The sequence below is a fragment of the Pseudomonas reidholzensis genome, assembly GCF_900536025.1.
GTDB classification, from domain to species: domain Bacteria; phylum Pseudomonadota; class Gammaproteobacteria; order Pseudomonadales; family Pseudomonadaceae; genus Aquipseudomonas; species Aquipseudomonas reidholzensis.
Genome location: NZ_UNOZ01000002.1, coordinates 440,292 through 457,722, shown reverse-complemented (window position 1 = coordinate 457,722; position 17,431 = coordinate 440,292). Strand labels below are relative to the sequence as shown.

The window sequence follows — 17,431 nt, the reverse complement described above, 5'->3', positions numbered from 1 at the left end:
TAAAAAATTTTCAAAAAGTCGTTGACGCAAGGTCTGAAAACCTTTTTAATTCGCCCCGTCGCCCAGATAGCTCAGTCGGTAGAGCAGAGGATTGAAAATCCTCGTGTCGGCGGTTCGACTCCGTCTCTGGGCACCACCTTAAGCTTCTGGTGGTTGCAAAGTTACCCGAAGCGACACAAGAAACCCGCCTAGTGCGGGTTTTTTGTTGCCTGCGATTTTTGCTGTGGAAATGACGACCAGCCATCTCGCCGCCATCCCCACAGATCAATCCCTACCCCATCGCCCGGGGCGGCAACACCTCTGCGTGCAGCTTCACCCCAAGCGCCGCCATGACCTTCATGATCGTCGCCAGGCTTGGGTTACCCTCGGCGGACAACGCCTTGTACAACCCTTCGCGGGTCAGACCGGTGTCGCGCGCCAGCTGACTCATGCCACGTGCACGGGCGATATCGCCCAAGGCAGCGGCCAGTAGCGCCGGGTCGTTTTCTTCAAGGCATGCCTCAAGGTACAAGGCAATGTCCTGTTCGGTGTTCAAATGGTCTGCAGCATCCCATTTGCTCAGTTTGATATCAGTCATGACGGCCTCTTAAAGATCGCGAGCCAGCTTCAGCGCAGACCTGATGTCCCTAGCCTGGTCAGCCTTGTCGCCGCCTGCCAGCAGGATGATCACTTCATAGCCTCGCTGGATGAAATACACCCGATAACCTGGGCCATAGTCGATCCGCAGCTCGGATACACCCTCCCCAACCGGCTTACAGTCACCCATCACTCCAAGCTCGACTCGACGTAGTCGCACGTTGATCCGAGCTTGTGCGCGAGCATCTCGCAACGCAGCAAACCACCTTTTGTACGTGTCGGTCTGTATGAGTGTGTGCATGAGAAAAATGTAAACCACAGTTCACACTACATCAATTCTGATCTGTTTCAACCTGTTTATGCTGCGTCGCCCACACCCCCAATCGAAAAGTTCAGGATTGAGTACGCCTGCGGTTTTTCCCGCACACCCCTGGCGCAAGTATGGCCACATGCTATTATCGCCGCCGCGCCTGCCCCTCTCCTCGCAGGCGCTCACCCCCAAGGACGATGGTTGAGCAAGGAATGCCTCATCAGACACCCGATGTCTCAGCCCGTTTTTCTCACTCGGAAATCGGAAGCCCCATGACATCCCCAAGCGAACTCATGAACAAGGTCGATCGCAAGACACTGCACCTGGTACTGCTGTGCGCAGTGACCGGCGGCCTGTACTTGCTGATCTGGCTGTACAAGACCAACCAGCACCTGCTCGAAGCCACCGGGCAACGCCTGTGCAGCGAGACGTACATCATCTGGATCTGCGTCTGCGCAGGCCTGGGCGGCGCCCTGGTAAGCGATGAAGATGTCTACGTGGCCGGCCTTGGCGGCCTGCTGAGCATCGCCAGCTGGGTGCTCTACATCATCTGGTCGTTCAACGCCCGCACCCTGCTGGTGAGCTACGCCCACAGCAAGGGGCAAACCCATTTCAGCATGAACGCCTTCTACACGTTCCTGTTCAACCTGTACTACATCAACTACTGCATCAACGAGCTGGGCGAGACCGATCGCCGCCAGCAGCCGGTGTACGGACAGGTTTCCCCGAACTGATTCGAGCGCAAACGGATCTTGCATGTGAGCCCGATCATGCCATCTGAAAATCGGGCATCAAGGACAGAGCAATGGCTTACACATCGATCATCTTCAAGAACAGCAGAACCGGCGCGATGAAAGAAGCACCAGTCGGCTTCTCCTGGACCACCTTCTTCTTCGGCTTCTTCCCGGCGCTGTTCCGCGGTGACTGGAAATTCGCCGCAATCCAGTTCCTGCTGCAGATGCTGACCATGGGCTTGAGCTCGCTGGTGTTCTGCTTCATCTACAACAAGCTGTACATCAAGGACCTGATCGGCGCCGGCTTCCAGGCCCAGTCGATCTCCAAGGGCGACATGGACTACGCTGCCGCCAAGCTCGGCATGCAGATCCCGGCCCTCAGCGCCGCGGCCTGATCCGCCTCAGGGCACTGCGCCGCAGCCAACCGCGGCGCGTTGCCCTCGTGCTGATGATGGCCCCATCATCAGCTGTCGCTTGGGTTTAACCGGCAAGTGCGATTCAATACGCACCTTTCCGCGCCCCCAAGGACTTCAAGCCCCATGGCCTCCAACACCAAGCAACAGAAACGCGCCAAGCGCGCCGCCAGCAAAGCCAAGCAGAACCGCATGGTGCGCAGCGGCCAGACGGTCAAGGCGAGCGCCGGCGACAGCGCCAGCGTCGAGCAGATCTTCAACAAGGCGATGGAGTCGGACAGCTATGGCGAGCTGTTCGAGAAGATGAAAGCGGCCCAGGAGAACGGGCTGGTGGCGATGATCTCGGTGTTCCTGGTCGACCCGCTGCTGACCCTGGTGCTCAAAGGCCACAAGGAAGAGCACGCGACCGACTACATCGTGCTGGTATTCACCGCCTACCGCACCTGGCTCGACGGCGCCGACGAAGAGGCCACCATGGCCTGGCTGGAAAGCGACGAGTTCCAGGACGCCTACATCGCGGCCTCGGAAGTGGTGGCCAAGCAGCAGCAACAGCAGAAGCAGTTCGGCTGAGGCTGTTAAAGCGCCAAACAAAAGGCCGCGCCCCTCTCGGGACGCGGCCTTTTCATTTCACAGAGCCTGGATCAGTTATCCAGCGCCACCCGCCCTGCGGCCTGCTCAGCTTTGCGCTTGCGATGCACCAGCAAGCCCGCTGCGACCACACCGATGCTCAGCAGCGCCGTGGCGATGATCTCGGCACGGTGATCCGGACGGATCGCCATCACTACCAGTACTGCGATGATGAAGGCGATGGTGACCCAGGTCAGGCCCGGGAACAGCCACATCTTGAAGTCGATCTTCTCGCCACGCGCTTCCCGCTGGCTGCGCATGCGCAGCTGCGACACGGCGATCACCAGGTACACCAGCAGCGCAATGGCGCCGGAGCTGGCCAGGAGGAACTCGAACACCTGGGCCGGCGCGACGAAGTTGGCAAACACGCAGAGGAACGCCGCCGCAGTCGACAACAGCACGGCCCAGTGCGGGGTGCCCGCCTTGGTGGTGCGCTGGGCGATCGCCGGGGCGTCGCCACGCTTGCTCAGCGAGAAGAGCATGCGCGACGAGGTGTACAGCGCCGAGTTCAGGCAGCTGGTCACGGCGATCAGGACGACGATGTCGACGATCAGCTTGGCGTTCGGCACGCCGATGCGGCTCAGCACGGTCTGGTAGGAACCGGTCTCGGCCAACGCCGGATCGTTCCACGGCACCAGTGCCACGACCAGGAATATCGACACCAGGTAGAACAGGCAGATACGCCAGATCACCGAGTTGGTGGCGCGGCTGATCTGCTTGCCAGGGTCCTTCGACTCGGCGGCGGCAATGGTGACGATTTCGGTACCCATGAACGAGAACATGGTGGTCAGCATCGCTGCCAGTACGGCGCCCAGGCCATTGGGCATGAAGCCCTGGGTATCGAACAGGTGGCTGACACCGCTGATCTGGCTGCTCGGCACCATGCCGAACATGGCCGCGCAACCGACCACGATGAAGCCGATGATCGCCAGCACCTTGAGCAGGGCGAACCAGAACTCGAATTCACCGTAGTTCTTCACGCTGCACAGGTTGGTGGCGGTCAGCGCCAGGGTGATCAGCAGGGAGAACGCCCACAGGTCGACGGCCGGGAACCAGGCATTGAGGATCGCCGCAGCGGCGTTGGCCTCCAGCGGGATCACCAGGACCCAGAACCACCAGTACAGCCAGCCGATGGTAAAGCCGGCCCAGCGCCCGATGGAGCGGTCGGCATAGGTGGAGAACGAACCGGTGTCAGGCGAGGCGATGGCCATCTCGCCGAGCATGCGCATCACCAGCACCACCAGGGTACCAGCAGCCGCGTAGGCCAGCAGCACGGCAGGGCCGGCAGCGGCAATGGCGTGGCCGGAGCCGACGAACAGGCCGGCACCGATGACGCCGGCGATCGACAGCATGGTGACATGCCGTTGTTTGAGCCCCTGAGCGAGGTCGTTGGAATTGTTACCGCTCATAAAACTACCTTTGTAAGGAGGTGGACTACACGAATGATTGCCAGCGCGCCTGGGGGTGGAAGTCGGCGGCGCTGCATTCAGTGATTTCCATAGGGCAATAAGCGGGCCAGGTGAGAATCGGTTTCGTCTGAATTCTTTCAGCACGCAGAAACGGCGCGGGTTGCAGGCCATTCGGCCAGTGCCTGACCGAAAGGTCGCCAAATCACCATGCCAAGCCCGGATTACAGAAATACCCACTTACAAACGCACCAACGGTGCTCCTTGGTAACACCTTGGCACACAAAGGAGGCAAAAAAGTGCAACCGCACAGGAGCAACCCAAAATCGGTGTTGGCCTCTTCGCGGGTGAACCCGCTCCCACAGGATCCTCGCAACTGTCTGAATTGGTGGTGAAACCGTTATGCCGGGTAGATCCATGAAGAAGCGGAAAAACGGCTTCCCTCGTTGGTCCAAAGCTGGCACCATCGCGCCTTTTTTCATCAAGGCTCCGGTGCTGTGCGACGCCTTCGCGGACATCCTCGCGACGTTGCGCTGCAGCGATGCGACAAACTGTCCCGTCAGCGCCCCGAGCCCCCTGCGACCCGGTTGGATGTCACTGAGCCGCTATGCTAGCGTGGCGCTCGCCAGGAAGGCCGCCAACAGCTGGGAACGCACCCGAACACATGAGGACCGCACATGGCCCAGGCCACGCCCGCCCTAGAAATACGCAACCTGCACAAACGCTACGGCGCGCAGGAAATTCTCAAGGGCATTTCGCTGACCGCGCGTGACGGTGACGTTATCTCCATCCTGGGATCGTCCGGGTCCGGCAAGTCCACCCTGCTGCGCTGCATCAACCTGCTGGAAAACCCCCACCAGGGTCAGATCCTCGTCGCCGGTGAAGAGCTCAAGCTCAAGGCCGCGAAGAATGGCGACCTGATCCCGTCCGACAACCGCCAGATCAATCGCCTGCGCAGCGAGATCGGCTTTGTCTTCCAGAATTTCAACCTGTGGCCGCACATGTCGGTCCTCGACAACATCATCGAGGCGCCGCGCCGCGTGCTTGGCCAGAGCAAGGCCGAGGCGATCGAGCACGCCGAAGCGCTGCTGAACAAGGTCGGCATCTACGACAAGCGCCACAGCTACCCCGCCCAGCTTTCCGGTGGCCAGCAGCAGCGCGCCGCCATTGCCCGTACCCTGGCCATGAAGCCCAAGGTCATCCTGTTCGACGAGCCGACGTCGGCGCTCGATCCGGAAATGGTCCAGGAAGTGCTTAACGTTATCCGCGCACTGGCCGACGAAGGCCGTACCATGCTGCTGGTAACCCACGAGATGAACTTTGCCCGCCAGGTGTCCAGCGAAGTGGTCTTCCTGCACCAGGGCCTGGTCGAAGAGCAAGGAACGCCGCAGCAGGTCTTCGAAAACCCGAACTCGGCGCGTTGCAAGCAATTCATGTCCAGCCACCGCTAACGGAGCAATACATGCAGACCTACAAGAAATTGATCCTGGCCGCTGCCGCCACGCTGGTCTTCTCGGCCAACGCCATGGCTGCAGAAAAACTGCGCATGGGTATCGAAGCGGCCTACCCGCCGTTCAACAACAAGGATGCCAGCGGTAACGTCGTCGGCTTCGACAAGGACATCGGCGACGCCCTGTGCGCCAAGATGAAGACCGACTGCTCGGTGGTCACCTCCGACTGGGACGGCATCATCCCTGCGCTGAACGCGAAGAAGTTCGACTTCCTGGTGTCGTCGCTGTCGATCACCGACGAGCGCAAGCAGGCGGTCGACTTCACCGACCCGTACTACTCCAACAAGCTGCAGTTCATCGCACCGAAAAACGTCGACTTCAAGACCGACAAGGCCTCGCTCAAGGGCAAGGTGATCGGTACCCAGCGCGCCACCCTGTCGGGCACCTGGCTGGAAGACAACTACGGTGATGACATCCAGGTGAAGCTGTACGACACCCAGGAAAACGCCTACCTGGACCTGATCTCCGGGCGCATCGACGGCATCCTCGCCGACAAGTACGTGCAGTACGAGTGGCTCAAGAGCACCGACGGCCGCAACTTCGAGTTCAAGGGCGAGCCAGTACTGGACAGCGACAAGATCGGCATCGCCGTGCGCAAGGGTGATGACAAGCTGCGCAACGAGCTCAACGCTGCCCTGAAAGAAATCAAGGCCGACGGTACGTACAAGAAGATCAACGACAAGTACTTCCCGTTCAGCATCGAATGATTCGCCCCGACCGGCACGCCCTTGCGGCGTGTCGGTCCCTAGAACGCACCTAATCAATGAATATCGACCTGCACGGATTCGGTCCGGCCTTGATGGCCGGCACCTTGATGACCGTAAAACTGGCGCTCTGCGCCCTGCTGCTGGGCCTTGTGCTGGGCCTGCTCGGCGCCTTGGCCAAGACCTCTTCGCACAAGCCCCTGCAATGGCTTGGCGGCTTTTATTCGACCCTGGTTCGTGGCGTCCCCGAACTGCTGTGGGTCCTGCTGATCTACTTCGGCACCGTCGGGCTGGTCAACAGCATCGGCGAGGCCCTGAATATTCCCGGCCTGGAGCTCAGCGCCTTTGCCGCGGGCGTCATAGCCCTGGGCCTGTGCTTTGGCGCCTACGCCACCGAGGTGTTCCGTGGTGCGATCCTCGCGGTCCCCAAGGGCCACCGTGAAGCGGGCATGGCCCTGGGCCTGTCCAAGGGCCGCATCCTGGCGCGGATCATCCTGCCGCAGATGTGGCGGATCGCCCTGCCGGGCCTGGGCAACCTGTTCATGATCCTGATGAAGGACACCGCCCTGGTGTCGGTGATCGGCCTGGAAGAAATCATGCGCCACTCGCAGATCGCGGTGACCGTGAGCAAGGAGCCGTTCACCTTCTACATGGTCGCCGCGTGCATCTACCTGAGCCTGACGGTGGTTGCCATGACGGGCATGTACTTCCTGGAAAAACGCGCCGCTCGCGGCTTCGTGAGGGCTGAATAATGAACTGGGAAGTCATCATCAAATGGCTGCCACGGCTGGCCCAGGGCGCGACCCTGACCCTGGAGCTGGTGGCCATCGCGGTGGTCGCCGGGCTGATCCTGGCCATCCCGCTGGGTGTCGCCCGGGCCTCGCGCCTCTGGTACGTGCGCGCCCTGCCGTACGGCTACATCTTCTTCTTCCGCGGCACGCCGCTGCTGGTGCAGCTGTTTCTGGTGTACTACGGCCTGGCGCAGTTCGATGCGGTGCGCAGCAGCGCGTTGTGGCCGTACCTGCGCGATCCGTTCTGGTGCACCGTGCTGACCATGACCCTGCACACCGCCGCCTACATCGCCGAGATCCTCCGGGGCGCGCTGCAGGCGATCCCCAAGGGCGAGATCGAGGCGGCGCGGGCGCTGGGCATGTCGCGCGCCAAGACGCTGTTCTACATCATGCTGCCACGCGCCACGCGCATCGGCCTGCCGGCGTACAGCAACGAAGTGATCCTGATGCTCAAGGCCAGCGCCCTGGCCAGTACCGTGACGCTGCTGGAACTGACCGGCATGGCGCGCACGATCATTGCCCGGACCTACCTGCCGGTGGAGATCTTCTTCGCCGCCGGGGTGTTCTACCTGGTGATCTCGTTCGCCTTGGTGCAAGGCTTCAAGGTGCTTGAGCGCTGGCTGCGCGTGGACGCCAGCCAGGGGCGCTGAAGCATCCTTCACGGTGTCAGGATTGGCCTCTTCGCGGGTAAACCCGCTCCCACAGAGACCGCGCCGCTCTACAGATAGGCGCATATCCCTGTGGGAGCGGGTTTACCCGCGAAGAGGCCGGCATTGATGGACACACATCTCAATTGACACCGCCCCTATGACCACCACCGCCCACCTCCACAGCGAGCAACTCCTCCAGCGCTTCCAAGCCATTGACCAGTTCCTCGTCGAGCACCAAGCCCTGTGGAAGCCAAGACCCTTCACCACGCTGCAGCTGGACTGGGAGACCCAGCACCCGGCCCTGTCGACGTGGCTGCGCCAACGCACGCTGGAAGACGCCGAAGCCCCGCTCGACCCTAGCCAGCCGCCCGCCCCCTACGCGCACCTGGCCAGCCAGGCCGAGCACCTCAGCCAACTCGGCGAACTGCCCGACGCCGGCCTGCCCGCAGCCGGCCACCGCCTCGACGTCGGCGTCCCCGGCCGCAAATGGCAACAGATCGAGGCCTTCAGCCGCCGCCTGGGCTTTCGCCAGCAGACCGGCCACTGGCTGGACTGGTGCTCGGGCAAGGGCCACCTCGGCCGTCGCCTGTTGCAACCCGGCCAGCAGCTGACCTGCCTGGAGTACGACGCCCAGCTGGTCGCCGCCGGCCAGGCCTTGAGTGACCACCACCAACTGCCAGCGGCCCACGTGCATCAGGATGTAATGGCCGACGACAGCGCTCGCCACCTGGGCACCGACAAAAGCGTGGTCGCCCTGCATGCCTGCGGCGACCTGCACGTACGCCTGTTGCAACTGGCCGCGCAGCAGGGCTGCCGGCACGTGGCCGTCGCCCCGTGCTGCTACAACCGCATCCAGGCCGAGCACTACCAGGCGTTGTCGGCCGCTGCACGCGCCTCGACGCTGCAGCTGGACCTCGACGACCTCGGCCTGCCGCTGAGCGAAACGGTCACGGCCGGCGCCCGCGTGCGCCGCCAGCGCGACACCTCGATGGCGCGGCGCCTGGGCTTTGACCTGCTGCAACGCGAGCAACGCCAGTGCGACAGTTACCTACCCACCCCCTCGCTGCCGGTCAGCTGGCTGGAAAAACCGTTCGAGCAGTACTGCCGTGACCTGGCCGAGCTCAAGCAACTGGCGCTGACCGGTGAACCGGATTGGCCGATGCTGGAGGCCGCGGGTTGGCAACGCCTGGCCCAGGTACGCAACCTGGAGCGAGTGCGCAATCTGTTCAGGCGGCCGCTGGAGCTGTGGTTGGTGCTCGATCGTGCGCTGTTCCTGCAGGAACAGGGTTACATCGTGCGGCTCGGGGTGTTCTGCGCGTACCCACTGACGCCTCGAAACCTGCTGCTTCTGGCCGAGAAAAACAGCTGAAAACCTGTGGATAAGTCTGTGCACAAGCTTTTGATGAAAGGCACCTGATTTCGGATCCACAGCGCTATTTAAAGCCCTCTGCTTATTCCCTTAAACCTTCAAGCCCAGCAAAAACAGGGCTTTGCGCAAAGACCAGCGGTCGCGACGAGTGGCATGCCCTGGACGCAACGCTGGCATGCCGCTTGTGCATAAGGTTTTACAGGCTTAGTTCTAAAGGGGGATGGCAACCTGCCCTGAGGCTTGCCCAACTGGGTTACACTTGCGCTCATCCTGCTATCCGCCCAGCCCGGCTGCCACCTCTTCGAAGGCACCCGGCAGCCTTGGCAATGCGCATAAAACAACGACCAACCTACGAATGGACATCGCCACCGTGAACCACGCCAAGCCCCTCGCCCTGCTGACCCTCGCCCTGGTGCTCTGCGGCTGCGCAAACAATGCCCCGACGCACCGGCCCGAAGACCTGGGTTGGAACACGCCCGGCATGCAGCTCGGCGGCGACCACGGCCTGCCGCTGCGGGCCGAAACCCCCTGCCGCAAGCGCGGCTGCGACAACGACAAGCTGTTTTTCAACCCCGGCACGCCCGAGCCGAGCGTCAACAGCATCCACCGCGGCTGGTAGGAAAATTCTCCTTTTGCGCCGGTGACTTAGGTATTTATGCATTGGTTGCAAGGAAGTGGTTTACAGGCGCAATCGGATCGCTATAATGACGCCCCATTGCCGGTATAGCTCAGATGGTAGAGCAACTGACTTGTAATCAGTAGGTCCCGGGTTCGATTCCTGGTGCCGGCACCATACGCAGTATCAAAAAAGGCTCACCGCAAGGTGAGCCTTTTTTGTTTGTCTTGGCTCCCGCTCATGGAGCGCTCTGAGCTAGCGCATCCAGTAATAGAGTGTCGGCACCGATCTGGATGTCCAGCTCTGGCCATTCCACAGACCAGCCCCCATCACCTAGCGTGACACCTTCGAACGCGTTGCCCTTAACCAGTGGCGCCAACCTCGGATAAGCTTCAAGCGCGCCGCTCATATCCAAGGTAAACCGTTGACCATTGGTAAACGTCAGCTTGAGGCCGGCCCCCGGCAGAGGCTGAACCGACCGCAGGCGGGGACGTTTCATCAATGCCATTTCATCCACTCCTTCAACAGATCGCCCTGATTGGCCGCGACCCACGCCAGGGCCTCTTGCAGAATGCTCTGGGCGGTCGAGCGCCGGATTGAGCTGGGTTGCCCGTCGAGGCTGAGTGAAGTACTCATTCGAACATCCCCTCGATCTCATCCAGCGTTGGCAGCACAGCAGGCACAACCTCAAACTCGCTATCCAGGGCGGCCAACACCCTTGCATAGGCGCCCATGCCTACTGAAAGGCTGCCCTTCTCCACAGCAATGACCTTTTGCCGGGTGAGCGTCGCGAGCTCCGCCAACTGCAGTTGGGTGAGCCCGCGATTAATTCGACGCGTCCGGATCTGTTGCCCCAGGCGCGAGCTGATCAGTTCGTGGTCCATGTCCTATATTCGTGACAAATAGAGTGTCTTGTAACGTATAGGTGACCAAGACAGAAGACAAGCAGTACTGCCTATTCGGGGCGCCGCTCAGCGGAAACCTGAACGCTTACGCCACGAATGGGCAAATCGTCTTTCAGAACGACGTGCTCACCGTCACCGCCATGTTCCGCGGATCCCCATAGATCGCCCCCGCATAGAACCCATAGTTGCTGTAGTAATGCTGGTCGAACAGGTTGTTGGCATTCAGGCTCACGGTGGTGTCATCGGTCAGCTGGTACTTGGCCATGGCATTCCAGATCGCATACCCCGACCAGTTGACGTCGGTCGCCCCCGAGCTGACGCCATTGACCGGCTGCCCGGCGGGGCTCGAGATCGCGCGGATGTTGGTCTGCGCAGAAACCCCCGCGCCCAGGGTCAGGCGATCCAGTGGGCCGGACAGGCGATAGGTGGTCGAGGCCTTGAACAGGTGCGACGGATCGCTGCGACCATCGCTGTCGACGCGACGGAAATGCAGGTAGGTGTAGCCGGCATAGACGTTCCAGTTGGCGGTCAGCGCACCGGCGATTTCAAGGTCGATACCGTCGGTTTCCTGGCCGGTACCGGTGGTGTAGGCATCGCCGCCGGTGGGGGTCAGCTGGCCGTCATCCAGCACCGCCTTGTTCTGCTGCTTGGTCCGGAAGTACGCGGCAGAGGCATTCAGGCGGCCATCCAGCCAGGCACCCTTGATGCCGGTCTCGTAGCTCTGGCCGCGGATCGGCTCGACCTTGGTGCCGTTGACGGTCTCGGCGGTCTGCGGGTTGAAGATGTCGGTGTAGCTGGCGTACAGCGAGTAGGTGTCGTTGAGGTCGTAGACCACACCCAGGTACGGCGTGACGATGCCGTGGTTCTGCTGGTTGCTGCGCACGCCAGCGACACTGCGGGTGGTGGCCGAGTAGTCGGTGCTGCGTGCCCCGACGATCACCGACAGCGGCTCGGTGATGCTCAGGCGGGTGGCGGCATACAGGCCTTGCAGGCGAGTGGTGGTCTTGCTGTGGCGGCCGGTACGGGAGGCGAGCATGTCGTAGTCGCTGTCCACGCCGTTGCCCCAGTTGCTCAGCGGCAAGCCGTTGTTGGCGCGGAACTGGCAGCCCAGGGCGGGGGCGCTGGCGCGGCCGTCGCCGACCATGGTGCAGGTGTATTCCGGCGACCAGGCGACGGTACGGCTGTCGTTGTAGCCGACCATCGCCTGGTGGGTGCGGCCGAACAGCTGGAACGGCCCCGACAGGTCGATCTGCGCCGACTGCTGGGTGGTGTCGCTGGAGCTGTGCAGGCCGTTGAGCACGGCGCCGCTGCCATCCTGCTGCCAGTAACCGCCATAGCGGCCACCGCCGGCCGAGTTGACCTTGGCCAGGCCGCGATGGTTGAGCGCTTCGCCTTCGCTCTGGGCAACCTTCAGGTCCAGTGCCCAGTCGTTGTCGAAGCTGTGTGCCAGAGAGCCAAAGGTGGTGCGGGTGATGTACTCGCCGAAGCTCCAGCTCGGCACCACGTTGGTGCTGCGCGGCAGGTCGGTGGTGCTGCCGTCGCGGTACCAGATGGGGATGTTGGCGCCCCAACCGCCGCCGACCACTTTGCTGTACTCATACTGGTAGCCGGCGCCGAGGGTGGTGGCGTCGTCGAGGTCGAATTCGAAGTTGGCCAGCGCCGCGCGGGAGCGCTCGGACTGGTTGTCGCGGAACGAGTCGGCGTCCTCCTGGGTGACCACGAAGCGCGAGCGCAGGCGGCCATCGGCGGACAACGGCAGGTTCAGGTCGGCGCCCAGGCGGCGCTTGTCCCAGCTGCCATAGGTGGCGTAGGCGCTGCCGCCAAAGGTCGTGGTCGGTGCCTTGCGAATCAGGTCGACGCTCGCCGAAGGGTCACCGGTGCCGCCGAGCAGGCCGTTGGCCCCGCGGACGATGTCGATACGCTCGTACAGGTCCATGTTCAGAGCATTGCCGCCGCCACTGAAATCGGAGCCGCCCTGGAACTTGAGCCCGTCGACCTTCCAGTTGGAAATCGAATAGCCCCGCGCGCGGAAGTCGGTGCGGCCGCCCACTTCCATCTTGCTCACGCTGACCCCCGGGGTGGTCTCCAGCGCTTGTTCGATGGTGTGGATATCACGGTCGTCCATTTGCTGCCGGGTGATGGTAGTGACCGACTGCGGGGTCTGCCGCGGGGTCAGCTTGAGGCCGGTGGAGCTGCGCGTGCTCTCCACGGTGTAGCCAAGCTGGCCGGTCTGGTCAGCAGGCACCAGGGCGCTGTCTTCGATCTGCGTGGCGTCCAGCTCCAGCGGCTGGCTGTCGGCGGCGAAGGCGGGAGCATTGCACGCGGCAGCGATGCACAAGGCCAGCGGAGTAAGGCGGCTAGCGCCTCGCGGGGAGCGGGAGATGGGGTTCATGATGCCCTTAGTCATTGGGAAAGCGTCGTATTCGCAGATGATTTTTTGGTAGGATTCTAGGCCTGCGCCCGCTGGGCTCCATGCCCGGCATGTACGGGCATGTAATCGAACGTAATGAGCATTGCTGGGCGCTCTTGAAGAGGTATTTTTGCCAATGAGCAGCACCCTGCTGGTCGTCGACGATGACGACGAAATCCGCGAACTTCTCTGCGATTACCTGAGCGATGCCGGCTACACAGTGCTGCCCGCCGCAGACGGCGAACAGATGCGTGCACAGCTGGCCCGGCACAAGGTCGACCTGGTGGTGCTCGACCTGATGCTGCCGGGCGAGGACGGTTTGAGCCTGTGCCGGCAATTGCAGGCACACGCAGGGCTGGCGGTGATCATGCTGTCGGCCAAGGGCAGCACGTTCGATCGGATCATCGGCCTGGAGGTCGGTGCCGACGACTACCTGTCGAAGCCGTTCGAGCCCCGTGAGCTGATCGCCCGGATCAAGGCCGTGCTGCGCCGCCCGCAGCGCCTCGAGCCGCCCCTCGAAGAGGCCGCTGTCGATGAGCAGAGCTTTGCCGGTTACCGCCTGGACCACATCAAGCGCCTGCTGACCGGCCCCGACGGCCAGGCGCTGTCGCTGCCGCGCTCCGACTACCGGGTGCTGCGCGAGTTGCTCGACGCCAACAACCGCGTGGTCTCCCGCGACCTGCTGACGCGCAGCGCGTTCGGCCGCGACCACTTGCCCGACGACCGTTCGGTCGACATGTGCATCAGCCGCCTGCGCCAGCAGTTACGTCGCAGCCCGGAGGGCGCGGTGCAGATTCTGACCATCCGTAACGAAGGCTACCTGCTCACCGGTGCGCGCCTCTGAACGTGCGTGTGCCGAGGGTGCTGCGCCGTCTTTGGCCGAAAACCCTGTTCGGCCAACTGTTGCTGATCATGGTCAGCGGCACGCTGTTGATCCAGCTGATGTCCAGCAGCATCTGGTTCGACGTGCGCTTCGCCCAGGTGCTGGAAGCGCCGGTGCGCTTGATCGCCGCCCGCAGCGCGCCATTGATCGCCCAGGCCGACTGCCACGCCGGCACCCTGCATTTGCCAAACCACTACCGGGTGCGCTGCGCCGAAGCGTTGCCCGAGGTCGAAGTGGATGAGCGCCGCGGGCGCCGACGGGTCGAACTGCTGCTGCAACAAGCGCTGGCCTATGAGTTGGGGCGTGATGCCCAGGTACGGCTGCTGAAGGTGCAGCTCACCGATGAGCTGGGCCAGCCGATTGTCTGGCGCAGCCTGTTTGGCCTGCGTACGGCCCAGGCGCACCTGCAGTTTGCCGTGCCGCTGGCCGACGGCCACTGGCTGACCATCGACGGCGAGGAGTTGCAGGGCTGGAGCGGTGAGTCGGCCTGGGTACTGATCAGCGATTACCTGTTGCGGGTGTATGCCCTGCGCATCGTCGCAGTATTGCTGGTGTGCCTGCTGGCCGTGCGCCTGTGCCTGCGCCCCCTACGGCGCCTGGCCGATGCCGCGCGTGGCCTGGGCAGTAATCTTGAGCAGGCGCCGCTGCCGCTGGACGGCCCGGAGGAAGTGCGCCAGGCGGCGCAGGCGTTCAACGCCATGCAGCAACGGCTGATCGCCATGGTCAACGACAAGGCCTATTTTCTGGCGGCCGTCTCGCATGACCTGCGCACCCCGCTGACACGCATGCGTTTGCGCCTGGAGCGCCTTGAGCCGGGTGAACACAAGGAGCGCCTGCGGCAGAACATCGTGCAGATGGACGAAATGATCGGCCAGGTGCTGGACTACCTGCGTGCCGGCGAGCAGCAGAACCTGCAACAGGTTGATCTGGACCGCCTGGTGGCACGCCAGTGTGCGGAGCTGGCCAGTACCGAAGAGCCGCTGCCGGTGCAGGGCCAGGTGGGCAATATCGAGGTCGATGCACTGCTGATGCAGCGTTGCCTGCAGAATTTGCTGGTGAACGCGCTGCGTTATGCCAAGCAGGTGTCGGTCACCTTGGAAACGGCCACCACCGGGGTGTTCATCCATATCGATGACCGCGGCCCGGGGATCGTTGCGGCGCAACTGGGCACCATTACCGACCCGTTCGTGCGGGGTGAAGGCTCGCGCAACCAGGCCTCGGGCGGGTATGGATTGGGCTTGAGCATCGCCCAGCGGATCGCCACCAGCCATGGCGGCGAATTGCTGCTGAAGAACCGCGAAGGTGGGGGGTTACGGGTCAGCGTGCTGCTGCCCAGGGGGCAGGCTGCGCCCTAGCGGACGCATGCCGGTGCCCTCAGTTGCCCTGAAGGATCTTCAGCGCGGCCTCGGCGAGGAAGCCCGAGCGACTCTTGTGCTCCGGATGGTTCTTCACATAGACATCGATCCGGTTCAGAAGGTAGGCCGGCAGCGTGATATTGAGTTTTTCGGCCTTGCCCAGGTAGCGGGTAATGTCGATGTCGATCAGGGCCCACGTGCAGCCGGCATAGTCGGAATTGGCCGCGTGGACGGTCACTTTGCTGGCTTTGGGGATCTCCTGCTGGTCCTGGGCAAGCAGCTCCAGATGGCCTTCGATGGCCTCGCGGGCCATGGCAATGGCGTCGTCAAGGTCATCGCCTGCCGAGTAGCAGCCGGGTATATCAGGGACCTCCACACCCCATGCATGGGTGTCGTCGCCGGGGAGGATTGCAATAGGGAAAAGCATGGGCTTTCTCTCCGTGTTCAGCTGGCATAACCAATCCTCGCTTGCCGCAGGATACTGGCCGCCGTCTTGGGCAGCAGATCCTTCTTGGGGTGAGGAATCGTCACCAGTCCGGTCTTCTCGGGGTGTTTGAAGTGATGGTGGCTGCCGCGTGTACGCACCTGATACCAACCATCGGCCTCAATCACTGAAATCAGTTCGCGGCTGTTCATGACCCATCCTTGGTCGACCGCCATGGTGGGTAGTATAACCACCATGGCGAAACTATCAACACCATACCCACCGATCCACGACCAGCGGCCCTGAGCGAGTATGGCGAGGACGGAGAAAACAGCGCGACGCAAAGTGATGCGGGATCTTGCCGCGATCAGCGGCGAAGTCGAGTTCAGCACCCCACAAACAAAACAGCCCCGGCATAAGCCGGGGCTGCTGGAGACGCCAGGTCAGTATCAGAAGATGCTGATCGGGTACTCGACGAAGACGCGGACTTCGTTGCCGTCGTCGTTGTAGCCGTTTTGCTGCACGGCGTTGTTGGTCCGCAGGAACGAGCTACGCAGCTTGACCGACAGGTCCTTGGCCGGGCCGTCCTGGACGACGTAGCGCAGCTGGTTGAAGATCTCGCGCTCCTTGCCTTCGCCGAAGCCGTGGGTGTTGATGTTGTCACCCACCACGTAGGCCAGCTTGTAGCTCAGGCCCGGCACGCCGTAGGCGCTGAAGTCCAGGCCGTAGCCGATCTGCCAGGACCGCTCGTCTTCAGCGTTGAAGTCCGACCAGTAGGAGTTGGCCAGGTAGATGGTCGAACCACCGTCGCTGGTGCCCCAAGGCTGGGTCTGGTAGCTGCCGTAGTTGTAGCCGGTGCTGCCGGTGCTGCGCTGGTGAGCGACGGTGATCGAGTGCGCACCGAAGGCGTAGGTGGCCGCCAGGCTCCAGATGGTGTTTTCGTCACCGGTCAGGCCAGCCTTGTCGACGAACTTCTTGTCGATGTCGGTCTTGTAGCCGTTGAAGTCCAGGGTCAGGGACTGATCGCTGGACACTGGGAAGACGTAGTTCAAGCCCAGGTAGTGCTTCTTCATCACGTCTTCGTTGTCGGCGGTGTACAGCGACGCGGTGAAGTTGTCGGTGAACTTGTAGCTACCGCCGAAGACGTTGATCGACTTCAGGTCACCACTGTCACGACCCTCGGCGCTCTTGCGCGCCAGCTGGGTGAAGCGACCGGCGTTCAGCTCCAGGCCTTCGATCTCCTTGGAGGTGATCAGGGTACCGGTGAAGCTTTCTGGCAACAGACGGCCATCGTCGTACTGCAGCACCGGCAGGGCCGGCATCTGGTCACCGTACTTCAGCACGGTGTTGGAGATGCGGAACTTGACCGCTGCGCCGCCACGGGCAAGGTTGTGCGGCGAGTTGGCCGGCTCGGTATCGCTTGGCTTGAAGAAGTCGACACCGGCGCCGCCGTTGTGACCTTTACCACCGTCCAGGCGAATCGCGTACAGGCCGAAGGCATCGACGCCCACGCCGACGGTGCCTTGGGTGAAACCGGAGTTGAAGGTACCGATGAAGGCCTGGCCCCACTCGATCTGGTCGTCGGTGCCGTGCTTCTTGTCACGGTTGATGTATGCGTTGCGCAGCAGGACGTTGGCGTGGCTGTCCTCGATGAAGCCCTTGCTGTTGGCCTGCTCGTTGGCCTGAGCCTGGGTCGCGGCGATCAATGCCAATGCGACCAGGCTGATCCTGGTTTTCAACATGTTGT

Annotated in this window: 20 protein-coding genes, 2 tRNA genes and 1 pseudogene; 13 read left to right on the top strand and 10 right to left on the bottom strand. The window is 62.5% G+C overall.

Annotated elements, in window-relative coordinates; all coding sequences use genetic code 11:
* The first annotated feature begins 60 nt into the window (after positions 1 to 60).
* Positions 61 to 136 (top strand) — tRNA-Phe (locus CCOS865_RS02230).
* Between the two features lie 135 nt (positions 137 to 271).
* On the opposite strand, the gene CCOS865_RS02225 is transcribed toward CCOS865_RS02230, so the two are convergent.
* Both CCOS865_RS02225 and CCOS865_RS02220 read right to left on the bottom strand, forming a co-directional pair.
* Positions 272 to 577 (bottom strand): addiction module antidote protein, encoded by a 306-nt coding sequence (locus tag CCOS865_RS02225; protein ID WP_119137491.1) that lies wholly within the window; start codon positions 575 to 577, stop codon positions 272 to 274.
* Positions 578 to 586: 9 nt separating this feature from the next.
* Complete coding sequence (locus tag CCOS865_RS02220; protein ID WP_119137489.1) at positions 587 to 877, bottom strand: type II toxin-antitoxin system RelE/ParE family toxin; 291 nt, start codon at positions 875 to 877, stop codon at positions 587 to 589.
* Between the two features lie 302 nt (positions 878 to 1,179).
* Between CCOS865_RS02220 and CCOS865_RS02215 the strand changes: the two genes are divergently transcribed.
* The 3 genes from CCOS865_RS02215 to CCOS865_RS02205 all read left to right on the top strand — a co-directional run bounded on the left by CCOS865_RS02215 (position 1,180) and on the right by CCOS865_RS02205 (position 2,603).
* On the top strand, positions 1,180 to 1,620 hold the full coding sequence (locus CCOS865_RS02215; protein ID WP_119137487.1) for a DUF4234 domain-containing protein: 441 nt from the start codon (positions 1,180 to 1,182) through the stop codon (positions 1,618 to 1,620).
* Positions 1,621 to 1,691: 71 nt separating this feature from the next.
* Positions 1,692 to 2,015, top strand: a complete 324-nt coding sequence (locus tag CCOS865_RS02210; RefSeq protein ID WP_119137485.1) for a hypothetical protein — start codon at positions 1,692 to 1,694, stop codon at positions 2,013 to 2,015.
* Between the two features lie 144 nt (positions 2,016 to 2,159).
* Positions 2,160 to 2,603, top strand: coding sequence for a hypothetical protein (locus tag CCOS865_RS02205; protein ID WP_119137483.1), 444 nt, complete (start codon positions 2,160 to 2,162; stop codon positions 2,601 to 2,603).
* Positions 2,604 to 2,674: 71 nt separating this feature from the next.
* Here the strand turns inward: CCOS865_RS02205 and gabP are convergent, their stop codons facing one another.
* Positions 2,675 to 4,069, bottom strand: a complete 1,395-nt coding sequence (gene gabP / locus CCOS865_RS02200; protein WP_119137481.1) for a GABA permease — start codon at positions 4,067 to 4,069, stop codon at positions 2,675 to 2,677.
* 674 nt (positions 4,070 to 4,743) lie between these two features.
* Between gabP and CCOS865_RS02195 the strand changes: the two genes are divergently transcribed.
* From CCOS865_RS02195 to CCOS865_RS02165, 7 genes are all read left to right on the top strand, one after another.
* The gene (locus tag CCOS865_RS02195) at positions 4,744 to 5,517 is read left to right on the top strand and encodes an ABC transporter ATP-binding protein (RefSeq protein ID WP_119137479.1); all 774 of its coding nucleotides are present in this window, start codon (positions 4,744 to 4,746) and stop codon (positions 5,515 to 5,517) included.
* Positions 5,518 to 5,528: 11 nt separating this feature from the next.
* Complete coding sequence (locus CCOS865_RS02190) at positions 5,529 to 6,284, top strand: ABC transporter substrate-binding protein (protein WP_119137477.1); 756 nt, start codon at positions 5,529 to 5,531, stop codon at positions 6,282 to 6,284.
* Between the two features lie 56 nt (positions 6,285 to 6,340).
* Positions 6,341 to 7,033 carry an ABC transporter permease gene (locus tag CCOS865_RS02185; RefSeq protein WP_119137475.1) on the top strand — a complete coding sequence of 231 codons (693 nt, stop codon included), beginning with the start codon at positions 6,341 to 6,343 and terminating at the stop codon, positions 7,031 to 7,033.
* A complete protein-coding gene (locus CCOS865_RS02180) occupies positions 7,033 to 7,722 on the top strand; it encodes an ABC transporter permease (protein WP_119137473.1) in 690 nt (229 codons plus the stop codon). The genes CCOS865_RS02185 and CCOS865_RS02180 overlap by 1 nt, the downstream gene beginning before the upstream one ends.
* A gap of 157 nt (positions 7,723 to 7,879) precedes the next feature.
* Positions 7,880 to 9,091, top strand: coding sequence for a methyltransferase (locus CCOS865_RS02175; protein ID WP_119137471.1), 1,212 nt, complete (start codon positions 7,880 to 7,882; stop codon positions 9,089 to 9,091).
* Positions 9,092 to 9,461: 370 nt separating this feature from the next.
* On the top strand, positions 9,462 to 9,710 hold the full coding sequence (locus CCOS865_RS02170; RefSeq protein ID WP_119137822.1) for a hypothetical protein: 249 nt from the start codon (positions 9,462 to 9,464) through the stop codon (positions 9,708 to 9,710).
* Positions 9,711 to 9,808: 98 nt separating this feature from the next.
* Positions 9,809 to 9,884: transfer RNA gene (locus CCOS865_RS02165), tRNA-Thr, on the top strand.
* 64 nt (positions 9,885 to 9,948) lie between these two features.
* Here CCOS865_RS02165 and CCOS865_RS02160 read toward each other — a convergent pair.
* The 4 genes and pseudogenes from CCOS865_RS02160 to CCOS865_RS02150 all read right to left on the bottom strand — a co-directional run.
* Positions 9,949 to 10,215, bottom strand: a pseudogene (locus CCOS865_RS02160) (DUF2442 domain-containing protein); the annotation flags it as partial.
* A complete protein-coding gene (locus CCOS865_RS28140; protein ID WP_167468998.1) occupies positions 10,206 to 10,343 on the bottom strand; it encodes a hypothetical protein in 138 nt (45 codons plus the stop codon). The gene CCOS865_RS28140 and the pseudogene CCOS865_RS02160, both read right to left, overlap by 10 nt.
* On the bottom strand, positions 10,340 to 10,591 hold the full coding sequence (locus CCOS865_RS02155) for a helix-turn-helix domain-containing protein (RefSeq protein WP_119137469.1): 252 nt from the start codon (positions 10,589 to 10,591) through the stop codon (positions 10,340 to 10,342). Before CCOS865_RS02155 ends, CCOS865_RS28140 begins: the two co-directional genes overlap by 4 nt.
* 133 nt (positions 10,592 to 10,724) lie before the next feature.
* A complete protein-coding gene (locus CCOS865_RS02150) occupies positions 10,725 to 13,004 on the bottom strand; it encodes a TonB-dependent siderophore receptor (RefSeq protein ID WP_119137467.1) in 2,280 nt (759 codons plus the stop codon).
* 154 nt (positions 13,005 to 13,158) lie between these two features.
* Here CCOS865_RS02150 and CCOS865_RS02145 point away from each other — a divergent pair, with 154 nt between their 5' ends.
* Positions 13,159 to 13,866 carry a response regulator gene (locus CCOS865_RS02145; RefSeq protein WP_119137465.1) on the top strand — a complete coding sequence of 236 codons (708 nt, stop codon included), beginning with the start codon at positions 13,159 to 13,161 and terminating at the stop codon, positions 13,864 to 13,866.
* 68 nt (positions 13,867 to 13,934) lie between these two features.
* Entirely contained in the window at positions 13,935 to 15,260 is a 1,326-nt protein-coding gene (locus CCOS865_RS02140; RefSeq protein WP_119137820.1) for an ATP-binding protein, read from the top strand.
* A 19-nt stretch (positions 15,261 to 15,279) separates the two neighbouring features.
* On the opposite strand, the gene CCOS865_RS02135 is transcribed toward CCOS865_RS02140, so the two are convergent.
* The 3 genes from CCOS865_RS02135 to CCOS865_RS02125 all read right to left on the bottom strand — a co-directional run bounded on the left by CCOS865_RS02135 (position 15,280) and on the right by CCOS865_RS02125 (position 17,426).
* On the bottom strand, positions 15,280 to 15,687 hold the full coding sequence (locus CCOS865_RS02135; RefSeq protein WP_119137463.1) for a type II toxin-antitoxin system HicB family antitoxin: 408 nt from the start codon (positions 15,685 to 15,687) through the stop codon (positions 15,280 to 15,282).
* A 17-nt stretch (positions 15,688 to 15,704) separates the two neighbouring features.
* Positions 15,705 to 15,896 carry a type II toxin-antitoxin system HicA family toxin gene (locus CCOS865_RS02130; protein WP_119137461.1) on the bottom strand — a complete coding sequence of 64 codons (192 nt, stop codon included), beginning with the start codon at positions 15,894 to 15,896 and terminating at the stop codon, positions 15,705 to 15,707.
* 237 nt (positions 15,897 to 16,133) lie between these two features.
* Positions 16,134 to 17,426 carry an OprD family porin gene (locus tag CCOS865_RS02125; RefSeq protein WP_119137459.1) on the bottom strand — a complete coding sequence of 431 codons (1,293 nt, stop codon included), beginning with the start codon at positions 17,424 to 17,426 and terminating at the stop codon, positions 16,134 to 16,136.
* Positions 17,427 to 17,431: the final 5 nt, after the last annotated feature.

What these genes read in the sequence shown, in the direction of transcription:
- CCOS865_RS02225 (WP_119137491.1), bottom strand. Translation starts at nt 577, where the DNA reads ATGACTGATATCAAACTGAGCAAATGGGATGCTGCAGACCATTTGAAC.
- CCOS865_RS02220 (WP_119137489.1), bottom strand. Translation starts at nt 877, where the DNA reads ATGCACACACTCATACAGACCGACACGTACAAAAGGTGGTTTGCTGCG.
- CCOS865_RS02215 (WP_119137487.1), top strand. Translation starts at nt 1,180, where the DNA reads ATGAACAAGGTCGATCGCAAGACACTGCACCTGGTACTGCTGTGCGCA.
- CCOS865_RS02210 (WP_119137485.1), top strand. Translation starts at nt 1,692, where the DNA reads ATGGCTTACACATCGATCATCTTCAAGAACAGCAGAACCGGCGCGATG.
- CCOS865_RS02205 (WP_119137483.1), top strand. Translation starts at nt 2,160, where the DNA reads ATGGCCTCCAACACCAAGCAACAGAAACGCGCCAAGCGCGCCGCCAGC.
- gabP (WP_119137481.1), bottom strand. Translation starts at nt 4,069, where the DNA reads ATGAGCGGTAACAATTCCAACGACCTCGCTCAGGGGCTCAAACAACGG.
- CCOS865_RS02195 (WP_119137479.1), top strand. Translation starts at nt 4,744, where the DNA reads ATGGCCCAGGCCACGCCCGCCCTAGAAATACGCAACCTGCACAAACGC.
- CCOS865_RS02190 (WP_119137477.1), top strand. Translation starts at nt 5,529, where the DNA reads ATGCAGACCTACAAGAAATTGATCCTGGCCGCTGCCGCCACGCTGGTC.
- CCOS865_RS02185 (WP_119137475.1), top strand. Translation starts at nt 6,341, where the DNA reads ATGAATATCGACCTGCACGGATTCGGTCCGGCCTTGATGGCCGGCACC.
- CCOS865_RS02180 (WP_119137473.1), top strand. Translation starts at nt 7,033, where the DNA reads ATGAACTGGGAAGTCATCATCAAATGGCTGCCACGGCTGGCCCAGGGC.
- CCOS865_RS02175 (WP_119137471.1), top strand. Translation starts at nt 7,880, where the DNA reads ATGACCACCACCGCCCACCTCCACAGCGAGCAACTCCTCCAGCGCTTC.
- CCOS865_RS28140 (WP_167468998.1), bottom strand. Translation starts at nt 10,343, where the DNA reads ATGAGTACTTCACTCAGCCTCGACGGGCAACCCAGCTCAATCCGGCGC.
- CCOS865_RS02155 (WP_119137469.1), bottom strand. Translation starts at nt 10,591, where the DNA reads ATGGACCACGAACTGATCAGCTCGCGCCTGGGGCAACAGATCCGGACG.
- CCOS865_RS02150 (WP_119137467.1), bottom strand. Translation starts at nt 13,004, where the DNA reads ATGAACCCCATCTCCCGCTCCCCGCGAGGCGCTAGCCGCCTTACTCCG.
- CCOS865_RS02145 (WP_119137465.1), top strand. Translation starts at nt 13,159, where the DNA reads ATGAGCAGCACCCTGCTGGTCGTCGACGATGACGACGAAATCCGCGAA.
- CCOS865_RS02140 (WP_119137820.1), top strand. Translation starts at nt 13,935, where the DNA reads ATGGTCAGCGGCACGCTGTTGATCCAGCTGATGTCCAGCAGCATCTGG.
- CCOS865_RS02135 (WP_119137463.1), bottom strand. Translation starts at nt 15,687, where the DNA reads ATGCTTTTCCCTATTGCAATCCTCCCCGGCGACGACACCCATGCATGG.
- CCOS865_RS02130 (WP_119137461.1), bottom strand. Translation starts at nt 15,896, where the DNA reads ATGAACAGCCGCGAACTGATTTCAGTGATTGAGGCCGATGGTTGGTAT.
- CCOS865_RS02125 (WP_119137459.1), bottom strand. Translation starts at nt 17,426, where the DNA reads ATGTTGAAAACCAGGATCAGCCTGGTCGCATTGGCATTGATCGCCGCG.